Consider the following 14547-nt stretch of genomic DNA (forward strand, 5'->3'; position numbering starts at 1 on the left):
TCAATCCCGCCAAGTCCGAAGACCTTTTTCTCCGCCTCCTCCGACCCCCCCTCACCACCCCACCAGGGAAGCAGCACGACGAGTCGTTTTCAGCTGAGCCTTGGATTATGACGCGTTTTTGGCGCCTTCATCAACCCTGGCAAACTTTTTTTCGTACCAGTCTCATTGACGCGCCGTGCGGATGTTTGCAGGGAGTCCCTGAGGCCAGCTTGTACGGAACGGATTGATATCAAGTCCGCCACGACGCGTGTAACGCGCATGCACTGCCAGCTTTGTCGGCTGGCAGTGGCGCCAGATGTCCATGAACATGCGTTCCGCGCAGGGCTCGTGAAACTCGTTGTGATTGCGGAAGCTGACGATGTACGCAAGCAGGCCCGCCTGATCAATCTGCGGACCGCTGTAGCGGATCTGCACGCTCCCCCAGTCAGGTTGCCCGGTCACCAGGCAATTGCTCTTGAGAAGACGACTGGTCAGGGTCTCCGTCACGGGCGCCTGCGTAGCATCGCTCGAGAGCAGTTCGGGCGCGGGCTGATAGCGCGTGCACTCGATGTCGAGGCGATCCAGATCCAGGCCATCGAGTTCGTGAACAGATTCGCGATCGAAATCACTCGGCGCGACGAGCTTGACGCCAACGCTCGCCGACCGATCGCTGCCGCGCCAGACCGCCTCGCTCAAATCCGCGCGGAGGCGCTCGCGCACGGCCTCCGCATCGGCGAAGACCGTGCTGTTGAAGCTGTTGAGATAAAGCTTGAACGACTTGCTCTCCACGATGTTGGGCGTCTCGCAGGGCACGGTGAAGTGCGCGATCGCCAACTGAGGCTTCCCGCGCGCGTTGAGCCAGCTCAACTCGAAGGCTGTCCAGAGGTCCGCACCGAAGAATGGCAGCGCGGTCCCAGTGATGCCCATGGCTGCGCGCTGCGTCGAGCGCGGAATGGGAAACAGCAGGCTGGCGTCGTAGTGGTCGACATAAGCCGAAGCTCGTCCCAGTTGCGACTGTTCGGGAGTGTTATCGAGGCTCATGCGCGCTTTCGGCAGTCTGCAGGAAGGGGACCATATGGTGAAGAAGGATCTGGACCACCTGGGGTGGCAAGTCGTGGCCCATGCCCGGCACGGCGACAAAGCGTGCACCTGGGATGCGCCGTGCAGTGTCCTGGCCGCAGGCCATGGGAACCAGTGGATCGGCTTCTCCGTGCACCACCAATGCTGGAGCGGCGATCCGCTCCAGCACCGACGCACGGCCGCTGTCCGCGCCGATGGCCAATATCTGACGCACGACCCCTGCGGGACGATACGCACGGCGCAACGCGCGGGTGATGCGATCGGCCAGTACCTTGTCGTCCTGAGGATAGGCCGGGCTGGCAATCAACCGGACAAAACCAAGGCCATGCGCCACGAGCGCCGCCTCGGTTCTGCTGGGTGGCCGCCGGATGAGGGCCGCCGCCACGTCGGGCCGTGGCCCCGGCAGATGGCGCGCGCCGCTCGAACTCATGACGCTGACCAGGCTCGCCATCCGTTGGGGCGCACTGGCGGCAAGCCTCTGCGCGATCATTCCGCCCATCGAGACGCCGACCACGTGGGCGCGACGGATGCCCAATGCGTCCAAGACACCCAGTGCGTCGTCTGCCATGTCTTGCAAGGTATAGGCTGAACGCACCGGCAAGCCGATGCGCTGCCGCACGCTCTGCCAGATGAGGTTGCCGGTGCCCGCTTCGTCGAAACTCTGGCTCAGGCCGATGTCCCGGTTGTCATGACGCACCACGCGGAATCCGGCGTCGATCAGCGCCTGCACGAACTCGGCAGGCCAGGCGATCAGTTGCATGCCGAGGCCCATGATGAGAAGAATCACCGGCCGGCCTTCGCCGCCGCTGTCCTCGACTTCGATCTGGATACCGTTGGCGGTGATCTTCATGGGGCTTCCGGACTGATGAGATTCAGGTGAACTCGCGCTCGCGGAGCCACTTCGTCGCGACCCACTTTTCGCCCACAAGCACCGGTGCTCCGCCATGCAGCGTGCGCGTCGCAGGATCGGGCCGGTCGTAGCTGAAGAACACGCCGGTTCCTCGCTTGGGGGCGACTTCGAGCCCGACGTCTGGGAAGGTGGTCCCTCCGCCTTGCTCGGGTTCCTGAAGGTACATGACGAGCGTCGCCACCCGTTGGCCGCCACGACGCAGGATGGTCGGCGTGCCAGGCTCTCCCGGGTCGAAGTAATCGTAGTGCGGGCGATATTGGGCGCCTGGCGAATAGCGCAATATCTGCAATCCTTCGCCGAACTCGAGTGGCCATTGCAGAAGGGTGGCCAGGCGCTGCTCCAGCCGCGCGACGATCGGGTTTTCGCCGCGCTCGAAGAACATGCCGTCGCTGGTCCGGTCGACGTTGAGCGCTTCTCCGCCCGTCTGCGTTTCGACCGTAAGCGAGCGTGCAAGTCGCAGGCGCGCGGCGGCGATCAGCGCCTCGCATTCCTCGTCGGAGACAAGATCACCGAAAACGATCACACGCGGGTGCCGCATCGTCTGAAGCACCTGGACCCGGCGATCGCCGACATCGATGTAGAGCGGCGAGCCCGACAGGTCCGGGCCAGGCATGGTCTTTTGCGGCTCTGCGACAGCGGCAATGCCTGCCGCCCTTGCCTCGATCTCGGCCAGGGCAGCATCCGCCACGTTGTCGTGCCAACCCGCTGCGCGCATCGATGCGCGAAGGCTCGGCACCGAATGGCCGGCCGCGAGCTGGGCCACGACCCACTCGCGCAATTCGGGACTGATTTCCTGACCCAGACTCATGCGGATCTCCGTCGAAATACGAGGCGCTCGGGCTTCGACGCACTCGCATCGAACCTGTAGCCCTCAAGGTCAAACTTCTCCAGCGCCTTGGGCGTGACGGCCTTGTGCAGAACAGCCCAGCGCGCCATCAGACCGCGCGCCCGCTTGGCAAAGAAGCTCACGATCTTGTAGCCGCTCGCATCGCCCTTGACGCCTGTGCCGCCCTTCCATTCCTGAAACACGCATTCGACCACGCGCGCCTTGAGCACCGACTGGTCGACGGATTTGAAGTATTCCTGCGAGGCCAGGTTGATGACCACGGGCGTGCGGTCGGCGGCCAGCCGATCGTTGAGGTGCCCCGCAATGCGCGGGCCCCAGAATGCATAAAGGTCCTTGCCATGTCGATTGGCGAGTTGCGTCCCCATCTCCAGACGATAAGGCTGCAGGAGGTCGAGCGGTCGCAACAGACCGTAAAGCCCACTCAGGATGCAGATGTGGTCCTGCGCCCACGCCAATTGCGCCGCGCTCAGCGTCTTGGCGTCGAGACCTCCGTAGACGTCACCGTCGAAGGCCAGGACTGCCTGCCTGGCGTTCTTCGCCGTGCCTTTGGAGGCCCAGACGGCATAGCGCGCCACATTGAGTGACGCCAGCTTGTCCGAAAGGTGCATGAGTTCGGCGATCTGCTGGGGCGACTTCTCGCGCAGGATCTTGATCAATTCGACAGACGGACCCCTCGGGCCCTCGAAGTGGGGACGTGTGGCAGGCACCGTTTCGGGCACCGCGGTGTCGTAGTCCAGTGACTTGGCAGGTGAAAGCAGAAAGAGCATCGTTGAATTATCTGCGGCAAGGCGTCCGCCCCAGCGAGCCGGGCGTGGCCTTCCACAGTCGAATAAAATCATTGCCACCTCCACCCCCCAAGCGGCATCCTGCGGGATGCCGTTCGTCTTTGTACCGCCATGAGCGACACCCTGCCCCAACCCGGCCTCGAAAGCCTTTCCAAATCCTTCGAACCCGTTGCCATCGAGGCGCACTGGGGGCCCGAGTGGGAGCGGCGCGGCTATTCGGCCGCCGGTTTCCGCGGAACGCAGGAGGCCAAGGACGGCGCGCCCTCCTTCGCGATCCAGTTGCCGCCACCGAACGTGACCGGCACGCTGCACATGGGACACGCGTTCAACCAGACCATCATGGACAGCCTCACGCGCTACCACCGGATGGCGGGCGACAACACCCTCTGGGTGCCGGGCACCGACCACGCCGGGATCGCGACGCAGATCGTCGTCGAGCGCCAGCTGCAGGAACAGAAGACCAGCCGCCACGACCTGGGCCGCAAGAATTTCGTCGCCCGCGTCTGGGAGTGGAAGGAAAAGTCGGGCAACACCATCACCAACCAGATGCGTCGCATGGGCGATACGGTGGATTGGAGCCGCGAATACTTCACCATGGACGACAAGCTCTCGAAGGTCGTCACCCAGACCTTCGTGCAGCTCTATGAAGAGGGCCTGATCTATCGCGGCAAGCGCCTGGTGAACTGGGACCCGGTGCTCAAGACCGCAGTGAGCGACCTCGAAGTCGAGAGCGAGGAGGAAGACGGCTTCCTCTGGCACATCGCCTATCCGCTCGAAGACGGCTCGGGTTCGCTGACGGTTGCCACCACCCGGCCCGAGACGATGCTCGGCGACGTCGCCGTGATGGTGCATCCGGAAGACGAGCGCTACAAGCACCTGGTCGGCCACCGCGTGAAACTGCCGCTGGTCGACCGGTTGATCCCCGTGATCGCCGACGACTATGTCGACAAGGAATTCGGCACCGGCGTGGTCAAGGTCACGCCGGCGCACGACCACAACGACTATGCCGTGGGCCTTCGCCACGCCCTCCAGGTGATCGGTGTGCTGACGCTCGACGCCACCATCAACGACAACGCCCCCGAAAAGTACCGCGGTCTCGACCGCTTCGTTGCGCGCAAGGCGGTGGTGGCCGACCTCGAAGCGCTCGGCCTGCTGACTGAAACCAAGAAGCACAAGCTCATGGTGCCGCGCTGCGCGCGCACTGGTGCCGTGGTCGAACCGATGCTGACCGATCAATGGTTCGTCGCCATGACCAAACCCGATGCCAACGGCCAGTCCATCGCGCAGAAGGCCATCGATGCGGTCCGCTCCGGCGAAGTGAGCTTCGTCCCCGAGAACTGGGTCAACACCTACAACCACTGGATGGAAAACATCCAGGACTGGACGATCTCCCGGCAGCTCTGGTGGGGCCACCAGATTCCGGCCTGGTACGACGAGGACGGCAAGGTCTACGTCGCGCAGAGCGAAGCGGAGGCCCAGGCACAGGCGCCGGGCAAGTCGCTCCGGCGTGACGAGGACGTGCTGGACACCTGGTATTCGTCGGCGCTGGTGCCCTTCTCTTCCCTGGGCTGGCCCGAGAAGACGCAGGAACTCGACCTCTACCTGCCTTCGAGCGTGCTTGTCACGGGCTACGACATCATCTTCTTCTGGGTCGCCCGGATGATCATGATGACCAGGCATTTCACCGGCAAGGTGCCCTTCAGGCATGTCTACATCCACGGCCTGGTACGGGATTCGCATGGCAAGAAGATGAGCAAATCCGAAGGCAACGTGCTCGACCCGGTCGACCTGATCGACGGCATCGCGCTGCCCGAACTGCTCGAGAAGCGCACCCAGGGCTTGCGTCGCCCCGAGACGGCGCATGCCGTGCGCAAGAACACGCAGAAGGAGTTTCCCGAGGGCATTCCCGCCTTTGGTGCGGATGCATTGCGCTTCACCTTCGCGTCGCTCGCTTCGCTGGGCCGCAGCATCAACTTCGACCCCAAGCGCTGCGAGGGCTACCGCAACTTCTGCAACAAGCTCTGGAACGCCACCCGGTTCGTGCTGATGAACTGCGAAGGCCAGGACTGTGGCGTGCGGGAACACACGAAGGAAGAATGCGCCGTCGGCGGGCCGGCCCATGGCTATCTGAGGTTCAGCCAGGCCGACCGGTGGATCGTCTCGCAACTGCAGCGCGTCGAGGCCGAGGTGACGAAGGGCTTCGAGGAATACCGCCTCGACAACGTCGCCAATGCCATCTATCAGTTCGCCTGGGACGAGTTCTGCGATTGGTACCTCGAGATCGCCAAGGTCCAGATCCAGCAAGGCGACGACGCGCAGAAGCGCGCCACGCGCCGTACGCTGATCCGCACGCTCGAAACCCTGCTGCGACTGGCGCATCCGGTCATTCCGTTCATCACCGAGGAGCTCTGGCAGAAGGTCGCGCCAGTCGCCGGCCGCGCTGGCGAGTCGGTGATGGTTGCGGCCTACCCGAAGAGTCAACCGGACAAGATCGACGAGGCCGCCGAAACGCAGGTCGCGCGGCTCAAGTCGCTGGTCGACGCCTGCCGCACGTTGCGCGGCGAGATGAACGTCTCGCCCGCGACGCGTCTGCCGCTTTACGCAGTCGCCGACGATGCGGCGAGCGGCGCCTTCCTTCGCGATGCGGCCCCTGTGCTCCAGGCGCTGGCGAAGCTCAAGGAAGTGAAGGTCTTTGACGATGAAGCCGCATGGTCTGCGGCCGCCGAAGCTGCACCGGTGGCCGTGGTCGGCGACGTCCGCGTCTGCCTGCACATGGAAATCGACAAGGCCGCGGAAAAGGTCCGCATCGGCAAGGAGCTCGCGCGCGTCGAAGGGGAGATCGTCAAGGTCAACGGCAAGCTCGGCAACGATGCCTTCGTCGCCAAGGCGCCGCCGGCAGTGATCGAGCAGGAACGCAAGCGCCTGGCAGACTTCAGCGCCACCGTCGAGCGGTTGCGCGACCAGCTTGTGAGGCTCGGCTGACAGACGGCGAACCCGGTGGCCTTTAGTATGCGGAGTCCGGCGTTCGGTACGCCGCACTCTTCCGATTCACCTCCCTTGATCTGACGAAAAGCCCATGTCCACTTCCCCGACGCGCATTCGCAAGGCCGTGTTCCCCGTAGCCGGCTTTGGTACCCGTTTCCTGCCCGCCACCAAGGCGCAGCCCAAGGAAATGCTCCCGGTGGTGGACAAGCCCCTGATCCAGTACGCGGTCGAGGAAGCCTATGCCGCGGGCATCCGCGACATGATCTTCGTGACCGGGCGCAACAAACGCGCGATCGAGGACCACTACGACACCGCCTATGAGCTCGAAATGCAGCTCGAAGCCAGCGGCAAGCGCGAACTGCTCAACATCGCCCGCTCGGTCATGCCCGACGACATGACCTGCTCCTACGTGCGTCAGCCCCGCATGCTCGGCCTGGGCCATGCCGTTCTGTGTGCGGAGCATCTCGTCGGCAACGAACCCTTTGCGGTGCTGCTGGCCGACGACTTGATGGTCGGCCCGGACGGCGGCGAGCCGATCCTCGCGCAAATGACGCGCGCCTTCGCCAAGCTGGGCAGTTCCGTGCTGGCGGTGCAGGAGGTTCCGCTGGAGCAGGTCAAGCGCTACGGCATCGTGGCCGGCGATGTCGTCGAGGACGGCCTGGTGAAGGTCAATCGCATGGTCGAGAAGCCGAAGCCGGAAGACGCGCCCTCCCGCCTCGGGGTCGCCGGCCGCTACATCCTCACACCCGGTGTGTTCAACGAAATCCGGAATCAGCCCAAGGGCGCCGGCGGCGAAATCCAGCTGACCGACGGCATCGCCGCGCTGATGAAGAAGGAATCGGTCTACGCCTATTCCTACAAGGGCATCCGCTATGACTGCGGAAGCAAGGAAGGCTTCCTGCAGGCCACCGTCGAACTGGCGCTGGCCCACCCCGAGGTCGGCGGGCAGTTCCGCGACTACCTCAAGAGCCTGGAGCTGTAGGCGAGTCGACCAGCGGATCGAGGAAGCGAAGGAGTTCCTCGTCGCTGATGGGTGTGAGCGGCAGGCCGAACACATCCTTCAGGGAGGCGATCAGCGCCTGAGTCCACAGGGCGTTCACTACGACGCCAAGATGGTGATCGCCGAGGAGGAGATTGTTGGGCTCGTCCCCGGCTGTATTCGTGATGCGAAGCTTCGGCCCAACGGCGAAGGTCTTGTAGGCGGGCGCGCCAGACGCATCGCGTGAGCCCCATCGCCTCTCGAACCAAGCCAGGTCATCGAAAAACGCCAAGCGCGGGTTGCCCGCGGCAATTTCGCGAATCGCCGAGTTGAACCTCAAAAGGGCGGCCCGGATGTTGGCCGTGTCCTTTGCGGACCGCCAGCGGTTGAAATTGGCCGGGTCGTCCGCTTCGTTCGGGATGCCCACCAGCAGGATGCGCGTCGACGGATGTGAGGCGTGGATCAGTTCGACAGCCTTGCGAATCTCGCCCGTGCAATAGGTGAGAGTCTCGAGCACTTCAGGGGCCAACGGATCTTTCGCCTGCGTATCCAACTGGCCGGCCCAGTTGTTGACGCCGATTCGAATCACCACGACGCCGCGTGTCCATCGCTCAGGATCCTCATTCATCAGTTCGACGAGACGGGGGGCTTGGCGGAATCGACCGCCCATGAGGTTCTTGCAGGCGGCACCTGAGTTCGCAAAGTTGTAGAGGTAGTCCTCTTTCCGTGGCGCTCGACCGCCATTCAGGCCCAGCCATTCGCGCGCGCGCGCTACGACGCCCGCGCGGCCCCAGCGAACCCAAGGCCCCAAATCCAACTCCTGGCCTCTCAGGCGGGCCAGCACCTCCGTCCATTGGAAGGTGCGTGCACGCCGAGGGCCACCGCGCTCGTTCGAGGTTGCCGGGAACCAGTCGTAGTCCTGGTATGACTGGCTGTTGGAGTCCCCCAATACCGCGAGCGGAATCGAAGCCGAAGGCGGGTTGGGATTCTTCGGGGTCGAACCCATTCCATCGCTCCAGATCGTCAACGTGAAAACCACGGCCATCGCGGCCAGCACAACAGCCACGGCGGCAGTGCGGCTGCGTCGTTTCATGACAGCAAATCGTCAGCGACGGCGAAGAACGTGGATGAAATCGGTGCCGATGGTTTGCTGCTCCACCAGATCGTTGCCGGTCTGTCGCGCGAAGGCCTGGAAATCGCGGACCGACCCTGCATCCGTGGACACCACTTTCAGCAATTCGCCGCTCTGCATTTCATTGAGCGACTTCTTGGCCTTCAGGATGGGCAGCGGGCAATTAAGGCCGCGCGTGTCGATTTCTTTGTGGATGTGCATTGCGTGTTCCTCGCGGGCAGGAATTCTAGGTGGCTGCCGCGTCGGGCATGGGCGCGGCCGGACGCGGCCACTCCATGAACTGGGGCTCGTGGCCGCGCGTGCGCAGCCAGTCGGCCAGGGCATAGCCCGTGCCGGCCGGCCAGCACCGGAGCGCTTCAAGGTCGTAGAGCCGATAGTCGACCAGTTCGGGCGAGAGTTTCACTTCGCCGTCGGCGACCGCATGGTAGGCAATGATCACCTGGTTCATGCGCTGGAAGTCGTAGACCCCGACGAGGTTCAAGGCGCTCGCATCGAGGTTCGTTTCCTCCTTGATCTCGCGCGCGATGCCCTCCTGGGGTGTTTCTCCGGCCTCCATGAAGCCGGTGATCAGGGCGTACATCTTGTGCGGCCAGGCGGCATTGCGTGCCAGCAGCACCTGACCGCGGTATTCGATGATCGCGGCCAGCACGGGCGTCGGATTGTTCCAGTGCGTCCAGCCGCAGGAAGTGCAGCGCAGGCGCGACTTCGGACCGCCGTCTTCCTGCAGTTCGATATGGGCCAGCGGCGTCGCGCAGACAGTGCAGAACTTGTAGTTGCTCATGGTGATCAGGCGGGAAACACGCCGGTCGACAGGTAACGGTCGCCACGGTCGCACACGACGAAGACGATGGTCGCGTTCTCGACGGTCTTGGCAATCTCCAGCGCCACCCACAGCGCGCCCGCAGCGGAGATGCCGGCGAAGATGCCTTCTTCGCGGGCCAGCCTGCGGCACATTTCTTCGGCGTTGTCCTGGCTGACGTTCACGACCTGGTCGACCCGGCTGGGGTCGTAGATCTTGGGCAAGTACTCCTCAGGCCACTTCCGGATGCCCGGTATGCGCGACCCTTCGTCCGGCTGCGCGCCGACGATGCGCACTGAAGGATTCTTTTCCTTGAGGAAGCGCGAGACGCCTGTGATGGTCCCGGTGGTGCCCATGGCACTCACGAAGTGCGTGATGCGCCCCTGCGTATCGGCCCATATCTCGGGACCGGTGGTTTCGTAGTGAATGCGGGGGTTGTCAGGGTTGGCGAACTGATCGAGTACGCGGCCCTTGCCCTGATGCACCATCTGCTCGGCCAGGTCCCGGGCGTATTCCATGCCGCCGCTCTTGGGTGTGAGCACCAGTTCGGCACCGAAGGCCTTCATGGTCTGGGCACGCTCGACGGAAAGGTCCTCCGGCATGATCAGCACCATGCGGTAGCCCTTGATGGCCGCGGCCATGGCGAGGGCGATGCCCGTGTTGCCCGAGGTCGCCTCGATCAAGGTATCGCCGGGCTTGATCTCGCCGCGCTCCTCGGCACGCTTGATCATCGAGAGGGCCGGCCGGTCCTTGACTGAGCCGGCAGGGTTGTTGCCTTCGAGCTTGCCAAGAATCACGTTGCCGCGCTTCGCGTTGGCAGCCGCATCGATGCGCTGCAGCGCGACCAGGGGCGTCTTGCCGATCGCGTCTTCAATCGTCGGGTATTGCATGGTCCCACTGTGCCATAATTTTGGGCTGCCTTCCTTCCGTGCCCGGGTGGTGAAATTGGTAGACGCAGGGGACTCAAAATCCCCCGCCGCAAGGCGTGCCGGTTCGATTCCGGCCCCGGGCACCACGGCTCCCATGCCGTGGATTCAACGGAAGCACGCAATGACGACGTACCTTCTTGCGTCGCGCGATCAATCCGCAACGCGATGCGGAGAAGGCAATGGCCGACTGGTCGCTGCAGCCGCAGGAAGCATCAGCCCACAGGCGTTGAGGAACCCGACCGAAGCCCCGTCTCCACCGTCGGATGGCGCAGGCGCACGCGCAGTTCGCGCTTCAGCCGGGCGTTGTCGAGCCGCCGCGATTCACCCATGAAGCTCAGCAGCGAGAGCGGAAGCTGCGTCTGCGCTTCCTCCCGCGCGATGCGTGGCGGCAGCGGGAGGCCGTACAGGCGGGCAGCAAGGTCGACGTAGTCGCCCATCTTGAGGTCGCTGTCGTCGCTCGCATGGAATATGCGCTGGGGTCCGCCACGCCACAGTGCGGTCACGCAGGCGCGCGCGAGGTCGTCGGCGTGGATGTGATTGGTATAGACGTCGTCCTCCGCGCGAAGCACCGGCGTCCCCTTCTTGATCCTCTCGCGCGGGGTGCCCCCTTCGCGGTCCGGCGCGTAGATGCCGGGAATTCGCAGGATACGGACGGACACGCCCGCGCGACCCAGCCAGCGGACGGTTCGCTCCGCGTCGACGCGTCGATGGGCGCGAGGCGTGTCGGGCCGCAGGGCGCGTGTTTCACTGATCAGATCGCCGCCGCAGTCGCCATAGACGCCGCTGGTCGAGCCATAGACGAACGCTGAAGGCAGGGAGCGCAAGCGGAGCGCACGCGCCAAGGCCAGCGTGCGCGCATCACGCCACCATCGCGCCCCTTCCACGCGAGCCGGTGGCGCGAGGTGCAGCACACGGGTCGCGAGGCCGGAAATGCGCCGCAGCGTCGCTGGCGCATCGAGGTCCGCAATGATCGGCGTGGCACCCGCCTGGCGCAGCACCGGCGCGCGCGCCGGGGACGACGTCAGCGCTATCAGGCGCACATTCCCGCGAAGCAGTCGAGCAGCCCGCAGCCCCACATCACCACAGCCGACGATGAGCACGCGCTCCCGCCGGAAGCGCGAGGGCCTCGCACCGAGAGGGCTGTTGATTGAGGGCAAAATCCATCTCCCTTTTGAAGCAGACCTGAAGAATAACCATGACGAGCGCAGCGCCGGGCGAAGCGGGCTTTCACATCACGGTAGAGCCCAGTGGGCGCCATTTCAGCGCGCATGCGGACGAAACCATTCTCGCGGCGGGCATCCGCCAGGGCATCGGCCTTCCCTACGGCTGCAAGGACGGCGCCTGCGGCTCCTGCAAATGCAAGAAGCTGTCGGGTACTGTGACGCTCGGCCTGCACCAGAGCAAGGCGTTGAGCGCCGATGAAGAGTTGGCGGGCTACATCCTGACCTGTTGCGCACGGCCCGAGAGCGACGTGGTGCTGGAATCGCGCCAGGTCACCGAGGCCGGCGCATTCCCGATCCGAAAGATGCCGGTCCGCGTCCAGGCCCTCACACGGCAGTCGCACGACGTCGTGATGCTGCGCCTGCAACTCCCGGCGGGCGAGCCGCTGCAGTTTCACGCGGGCCAGTACATCGAGTTCATTCTTCGCGACGGCACGCGGCGCAGCTACTCCATGGCGAACGCCCCACACACGCTGCTGGAGCCCGGCACGGGCATCGAGTTGCACATCCGGCACCTCCCTGGCGGCAAGTTCACCGATCACGTCTTCGGTGCGATGAAGGAAAAGGAAATCCTCCGCGTCGAAGGCCCATACGGCAGCTTCTTCCTGCGCGAGGAGTCCGGCAAGCCATTGATCCTGCTTGCTTCGGGCACCGGCTTCGCGCCGATCAAGGCCCTGCTGGAGCACATGAAGCTCAAGGGCATCGAACGGCCCGCGACCTTGTACTGGGGTGGTCGGCGTCCCGAAGACATCTACATGGACGACTGGGTACGTGGGCAACTCGCGGAGATGCCGAACCTGCGCTACGTGCCCGTGGTGTCGAATGCCGTGCCGGAAGACAACTGGCGCGGGCGCACCGGCTTTGTTCACCGTGCGGTGATGGAGGACTTCGCCGACCTCTCTGGCTATCAGGTGTATGCGTGCGGCGCGCCCATCGTGGTCGATTCCGCCAAGCGGGACTACATCGCTGAGCGCGGCCTGCCCGAAGAAGAGTTCTTCGCCGATGCGTTCACCACCGAAGCCGACAAGGCTCTGCCTTGATGTCGCGCGGGCTCAGGGATAGCCATCGTCCGGCGGAAGATCCGGAGCCAGCACAATTGGAAAGATGAACGCCAGACATTTCCTCCTCAGTATTCTTTCCATTGCCACGGTCCTCGTCGCCGTGCCAGTGGCAGCGCAGCAGCGTCCCATTCGCCTCGTCGTTCCCTACGCAGCGGGCGGCCCCATCGATGTCACGGCCCGCGTCCTGGCCGAACGCGTGAAGGATTCTCTGGGTACGGTCATCATCGACAACAAGCCCGGCGCGGGCGGCAACATCGGCGCGGATGCCGTGGCCAAGGCGGCGCCGGACGGGCTCACGATCGGCATCGCCGCGACGGCGACGAACGCGGTCAACCCGTGGCTCTACGCCAAGATGCCCTTCAATGCCGCGACAGACTTCGCGCCGATCACACAGATGGTCCGCGTGCCCAACGTGCTGGTGATGAATGCCGAGACCGCGCAGCGTCTGAAGATCAACACGTTGCCCGATCTCATTGCCTACGCCAAGGCCAATCCGGCCAAGCTCAACTACGGCAGCGGCGGCAATGGCAGTGCGGGGCATCTCGCCGGCGAGCTGTTCAAGAAGGAAGCGGGTATCTTCGCGGTGCACATTCCGTACAACGGCGGCAATCCCGCGCAACTCGCACTGCTGTCCGGCCAGGTCGACTTCAACTTCGACAACCTCGCGACGGCTGCCCCCAACATCCGCTCAGGCAAGCTGAAGGCGATCGCCGTGACCACAGCGGAGCGCAGCAGCACGCTGCCGGACGTACCGACCGTCGCGGCAACGTTGAAGGGCTTTTCGATCGATACCTGGTGGGGACTGGTGGCGCCGGCCGGCACGCCTCCCGACGTCGTGGCGAAGCTCAATCACGCCTTCGTCGCCGCGCTGAACGCGCCTGAGACGAAGACGAAATTCGCGACGCTGCTGGCCGAGCCGGTCGCCAACACGCCGGAGCAGTTTGGCGCCTTCATGAAGAGCGAACTCGCCAAGTACGAAAAGGTCGTCAAGGCCACCGGAGCAAGGGTGGACTGACCCCCAGGCTTGCTCGCTCCGCGTAGCCTCCACCCCCTTCCAGGGGGCAATGCCTACGGCCCGGCAAAGCCGGTTCCGTGGCATTCCTGGATTCAGTCTCCCGGTCCGATCATTCGCCGAGGTATGCGGCGCGCACCTTGGGGTCGCTCAGCATCACCTTGGCGTCGCCGCTCATGGTGATGAGGCCGGACTCCATCACGTAGCCGCGATCCGCGAGTTGCAGCGCACGGCTGGCGTTCTGTTCGACCAGGAGCACGGTGACCCCCTGGTCGTAGACCTGCTTCACGACTTCGAAGATCTTGTCGACCATGATCGGCGACAGGCCCATCGACGGCTCGTCGAGCAACAGCACCTTGGGGCGCGCCATCAGCGCGCGGCCCATGGCGAGCATCTGCTGCTCGCCGCCGGACATGGTGCCAGCAAGCTGCGTCGCACGCTCCTTCAGGCGCGGGAAGGTCGCGAAGACGCGATCGATGTCCTTCGCGATCTCGGCCTTGTCTTTGCGGATGTAGGCGCCGATCTGCAGGTTCTCGGTGATGGTCATGCGCGTGAAGACGCCGCGGCCTTCGGGCACCATTACCAGGCCTTCGCCGACCAGGTCCCAGGCACCCCGGCCCTTGATGCTCTTGCCGAGAAACTCGATGTTGCCGCCGAGGAACGGCTGCGTGCCGGTGATGGCCTTCATCGTCGTGGTCTTGCCGGCGCCGTTGGAGCCGATCAGCGACACGAGTTCGCCTTCGTGCACCTCGAAGTCGACACCCTTGACCGCCTGGATGCCGCCGTAAGCCACCTTCAGGCCGGTGACTTTCAAAAGAGTTTGTGCCAT

At 64.4% G+C, this 14547-nt stretch carries 14 protein-coding genes and 1 tRNA gene; 5 read left to right on the top strand and 10 right to left on the bottom strand.

Annotated elements, in window-relative coordinates; all coding sequences use genetic code 11:
• Positions 1–162: 162 nt before the first annotated feature.
• Genes queF through yaaA form a run of 4 tightly spaced genes read right to left on the bottom strand, consistent with a single transcriptional unit; the run spans position 163 to position 3583 of the window.
• Positions 163–1020 carry an NADPH-dependent 7-cyano-7-deazaguanine reductase QueF gene (queF, locus tag AC1D3B_RS33155; RefSeq protein ID WP_478194925.1) on the bottom strand — a complete coding sequence of 286 codons (858 nt, stop codon included), beginning with the start codon at positions 1018–1020 and terminating at the stop codon, positions 163–165.
• Positions 1007–1909, bottom strand: coding sequence for an alpha/beta fold hydrolase (locus tag AC1D3B_RS33160; RefSeq protein ID WP_478194926.1), 903 nt, complete (start codon positions 1907–1909; stop codon positions 1007–1009). Before AC1D3B_RS33160 ends, queF begins: the two co-directional genes overlap by 14 nt.
• Positions 1910–1931: 22 nt before the next feature.
• Positions 1932–2771 (bottom strand): 2OG-Fe(II) oxygenase, encoded by an 840-nt coding sequence (locus tag AC1D3B_RS33165; protein WP_478194963.1) that lies wholly within the window; start codon positions 2769–2771, stop codon positions 1932–1934.
• Positions 2772–2773: 2 nt separating this feature from the next.
• Positions 2774–3583: a peroxide stress protein YaaA gene (gene yaaA, locus AC1D3B_RS33170; protein WP_478194927.1), complete on the bottom strand. Its 810-nt coding sequence runs from the start codon at positions 3581–3583 to the stop codon at positions 2774–2776.
• Positions 3584–3712: 129 nt separating this feature from the next.
• Here yaaA and AC1D3B_RS33175 point away from each other — a divergent pair, with 129 nt between their 5' ends.
• Positions 3713–6583 carry a valine--tRNA ligase gene (locus tag AC1D3B_RS33175; protein WP_478194928.1) on the top strand — a complete coding sequence of 957 codons (2871 nt, stop codon included), beginning with the start codon at positions 3713–3715 and terminating at the stop codon, positions 6581–6583.
• A 94-nt stretch (positions 6584–6677) separates the two neighbouring features.
• A complete protein-coding gene (galU, locus tag AC1D3B_RS33180; RefSeq protein ID WP_478194929.1) occupies positions 6678–7568 on the top strand; it encodes a UTP--glucose-1-phosphate uridylyltransferase GalU in 891 nt (296 codons plus the stop codon).
• Here the strand turns inward: galU and AC1D3B_RS33185 are convergent.
• Genes AC1D3B_RS33185 through cysM form a run of 4 tightly spaced genes read right to left on the bottom strand, consistent with a single transcriptional unit; the run spans position 7549 to position 10386 of the window.
• Positions 7549–8622, bottom strand: a complete 1074-nt coding sequence (locus tag AC1D3B_RS33185) for an SGNH/GDSL hydrolase family protein (RefSeq protein ID WP_478194930.1) — start codon at positions 8620–8622, stop codon at positions 7549–7551. The two genes, galU and AC1D3B_RS33185, sit on opposite strands and share 20 nt — an antisense overlap.
• Positions 8623–8670: 48 nt before the next feature.
• Entirely contained in the window at positions 8671–8898 is a 228-nt protein-coding gene (locus AC1D3B_RS33190) for a sulfurtransferase TusA family protein (RefSeq protein WP_286602683.1), read from the bottom strand.
• Between the two features lie 25 nt (positions 8899–8923).
• Positions 8924–9478: an NUDIX domain-containing protein gene (locus AC1D3B_RS33195; protein ID WP_478194931.1), complete on the bottom strand. Its 555-nt coding sequence runs from the start codon at positions 9476–9478 to the stop codon at positions 8924–8926.
• A gap of 5 nt (positions 9479–9483) precedes the next feature.
• A complete protein-coding gene (gene cysM, locus AC1D3B_RS33200) occupies positions 9484–10386 on the bottom strand; it encodes a cysteine synthase CysM (RefSeq protein ID WP_478194932.1) in 903 nt (300 codons plus the stop codon).
• A 40-nt stretch (positions 10387–10426) separates the two neighbouring features.
• Between cysM and AC1D3B_RS33205 the strand changes: the two genes are divergently transcribed.
• Positions 10427–10511 (top strand) — tRNA-Leu (locus AC1D3B_RS33205).
• A 126-nt stretch (positions 10512–10637) separates the two neighbouring features.
• Here AC1D3B_RS33205 and AC1D3B_RS33210 read toward each other — a convergent pair.
• Complete coding sequence (locus tag AC1D3B_RS33210) at positions 10638–11582, bottom strand: SDR family oxidoreductase (protein WP_478194933.1); 945 nt, start codon at positions 11580–11582, stop codon at positions 10638–10640.
• A 38-nt stretch (positions 11583–11620) separates the two neighbouring features.
• Between AC1D3B_RS33210 and AC1D3B_RS33215 the strand changes: the two genes are divergently transcribed.
• A complete protein-coding gene (locus tag AC1D3B_RS33215; RefSeq protein ID WP_478194934.1) occupies positions 11621–12685 on the top strand; it encodes a CDP-6-deoxy-delta-3,4-glucoseen reductase in 1065 nt (354 codons plus the stop codon).
• A 64-nt stretch (positions 12686–12749) separates the two neighbouring features.
• Positions 12750–13721, top strand: coding sequence for a Bug family tripartite tricarboxylate transporter substrate binding protein (locus AC1D3B_RS33220; protein WP_478194935.1), 972 nt, complete (start codon positions 12750–12752; stop codon positions 13719–13721).
• A gap of 109 nt (positions 13722–13830) precedes the next feature.
• Here the strand turns inward: AC1D3B_RS33220 and AC1D3B_RS33225 are convergent, their stop codons facing one another.
• Positions 13831–14547, bottom strand: coding sequence for an ABC transporter ATP-binding protein (locus AC1D3B_RS33225; protein WP_478194936.1), 717 nt, complete (start codon positions 14545–14547; stop codon positions 13831–13833).

The organism is Variovorax sp. P5_A3 (assembly GCF_056400665.1).

What these genes read in the sequence shown, in the direction of transcription:
- yaaA (WP_478194927.1), bottom strand. Translation starts at nt 3,583, where the DNA reads ATGCTCTTTCTGCTTTCACCTGCCAAGTCACTGGACTACGACACCGCG.
- cysM (WP_478194932.1), bottom strand. Translation starts at nt 10,386, where the DNA reads ATGCAATACCCGACGATTGAAGACGCGATCGGCAAGACGCCCCTGGTC.
- queF (WP_478194925.1), bottom strand. Translation starts at nt 1,020, where the DNA reads ATGAGCCTCGATAACACTCCCGAACAGTCGCAACTGGGACGAGCTTCG.
- AC1D3B_RS33225 (WP_478194936.1), bottom strand. Translation starts at nt 14,547, where the DNA reads ATGGCACAAACTCTTTTGAAAGTCACCGGCCTGAAGGTGGCTTACGGC.
- AC1D3B_RS33190 (WP_286602683.1), bottom strand. Translation starts at nt 8,898, where the DNA reads ATGCACATCCACAAAGAAATCGACACGCGCGGCCTTAATTGCCCGCTG.
- AC1D3B_RS33220 (WP_478194935.1), top strand. Translation starts at nt 12,750, where the DNA reads ATGAACGCCAGACATTTCCTCCTCAGTATTCTTTCCATTGCCACGGTC.
- galU (WP_478194929.1), top strand. Translation starts at nt 6,678, where the DNA reads ATGTCCACTTCCCCGACGCGCATTCGCAAGGCCGTGTTCCCCGTAGCC.
- AC1D3B_RS33175 (WP_478194928.1), top strand. Translation starts at nt 3,713, where the DNA reads ATGAGCGACACCCTGCCCCAACCCGGCCTCGAAAGCCTTTCCAAATCC.
- AC1D3B_RS33160 (WP_478194926.1), bottom strand. Translation starts at nt 1,909, where the DNA reads ATGAAGATCACCGCCAACGGTATCCAGATCGAAGTCGAGGACAGCGGC.
- AC1D3B_RS33215 (WP_478194934.1), top strand. Translation starts at nt 11,621, where the DNA reads ATGACGAGCGCAGCGCCGGGCGAAGCGGGCTTTCACATCACGGTAGAG.
- AC1D3B_RS33195 (WP_478194931.1), bottom strand. Translation starts at nt 9,478, where the DNA reads ATGAGCAACTACAAGTTCTGCACTGTCTGCGCGACGCCGCTGGCCCAT.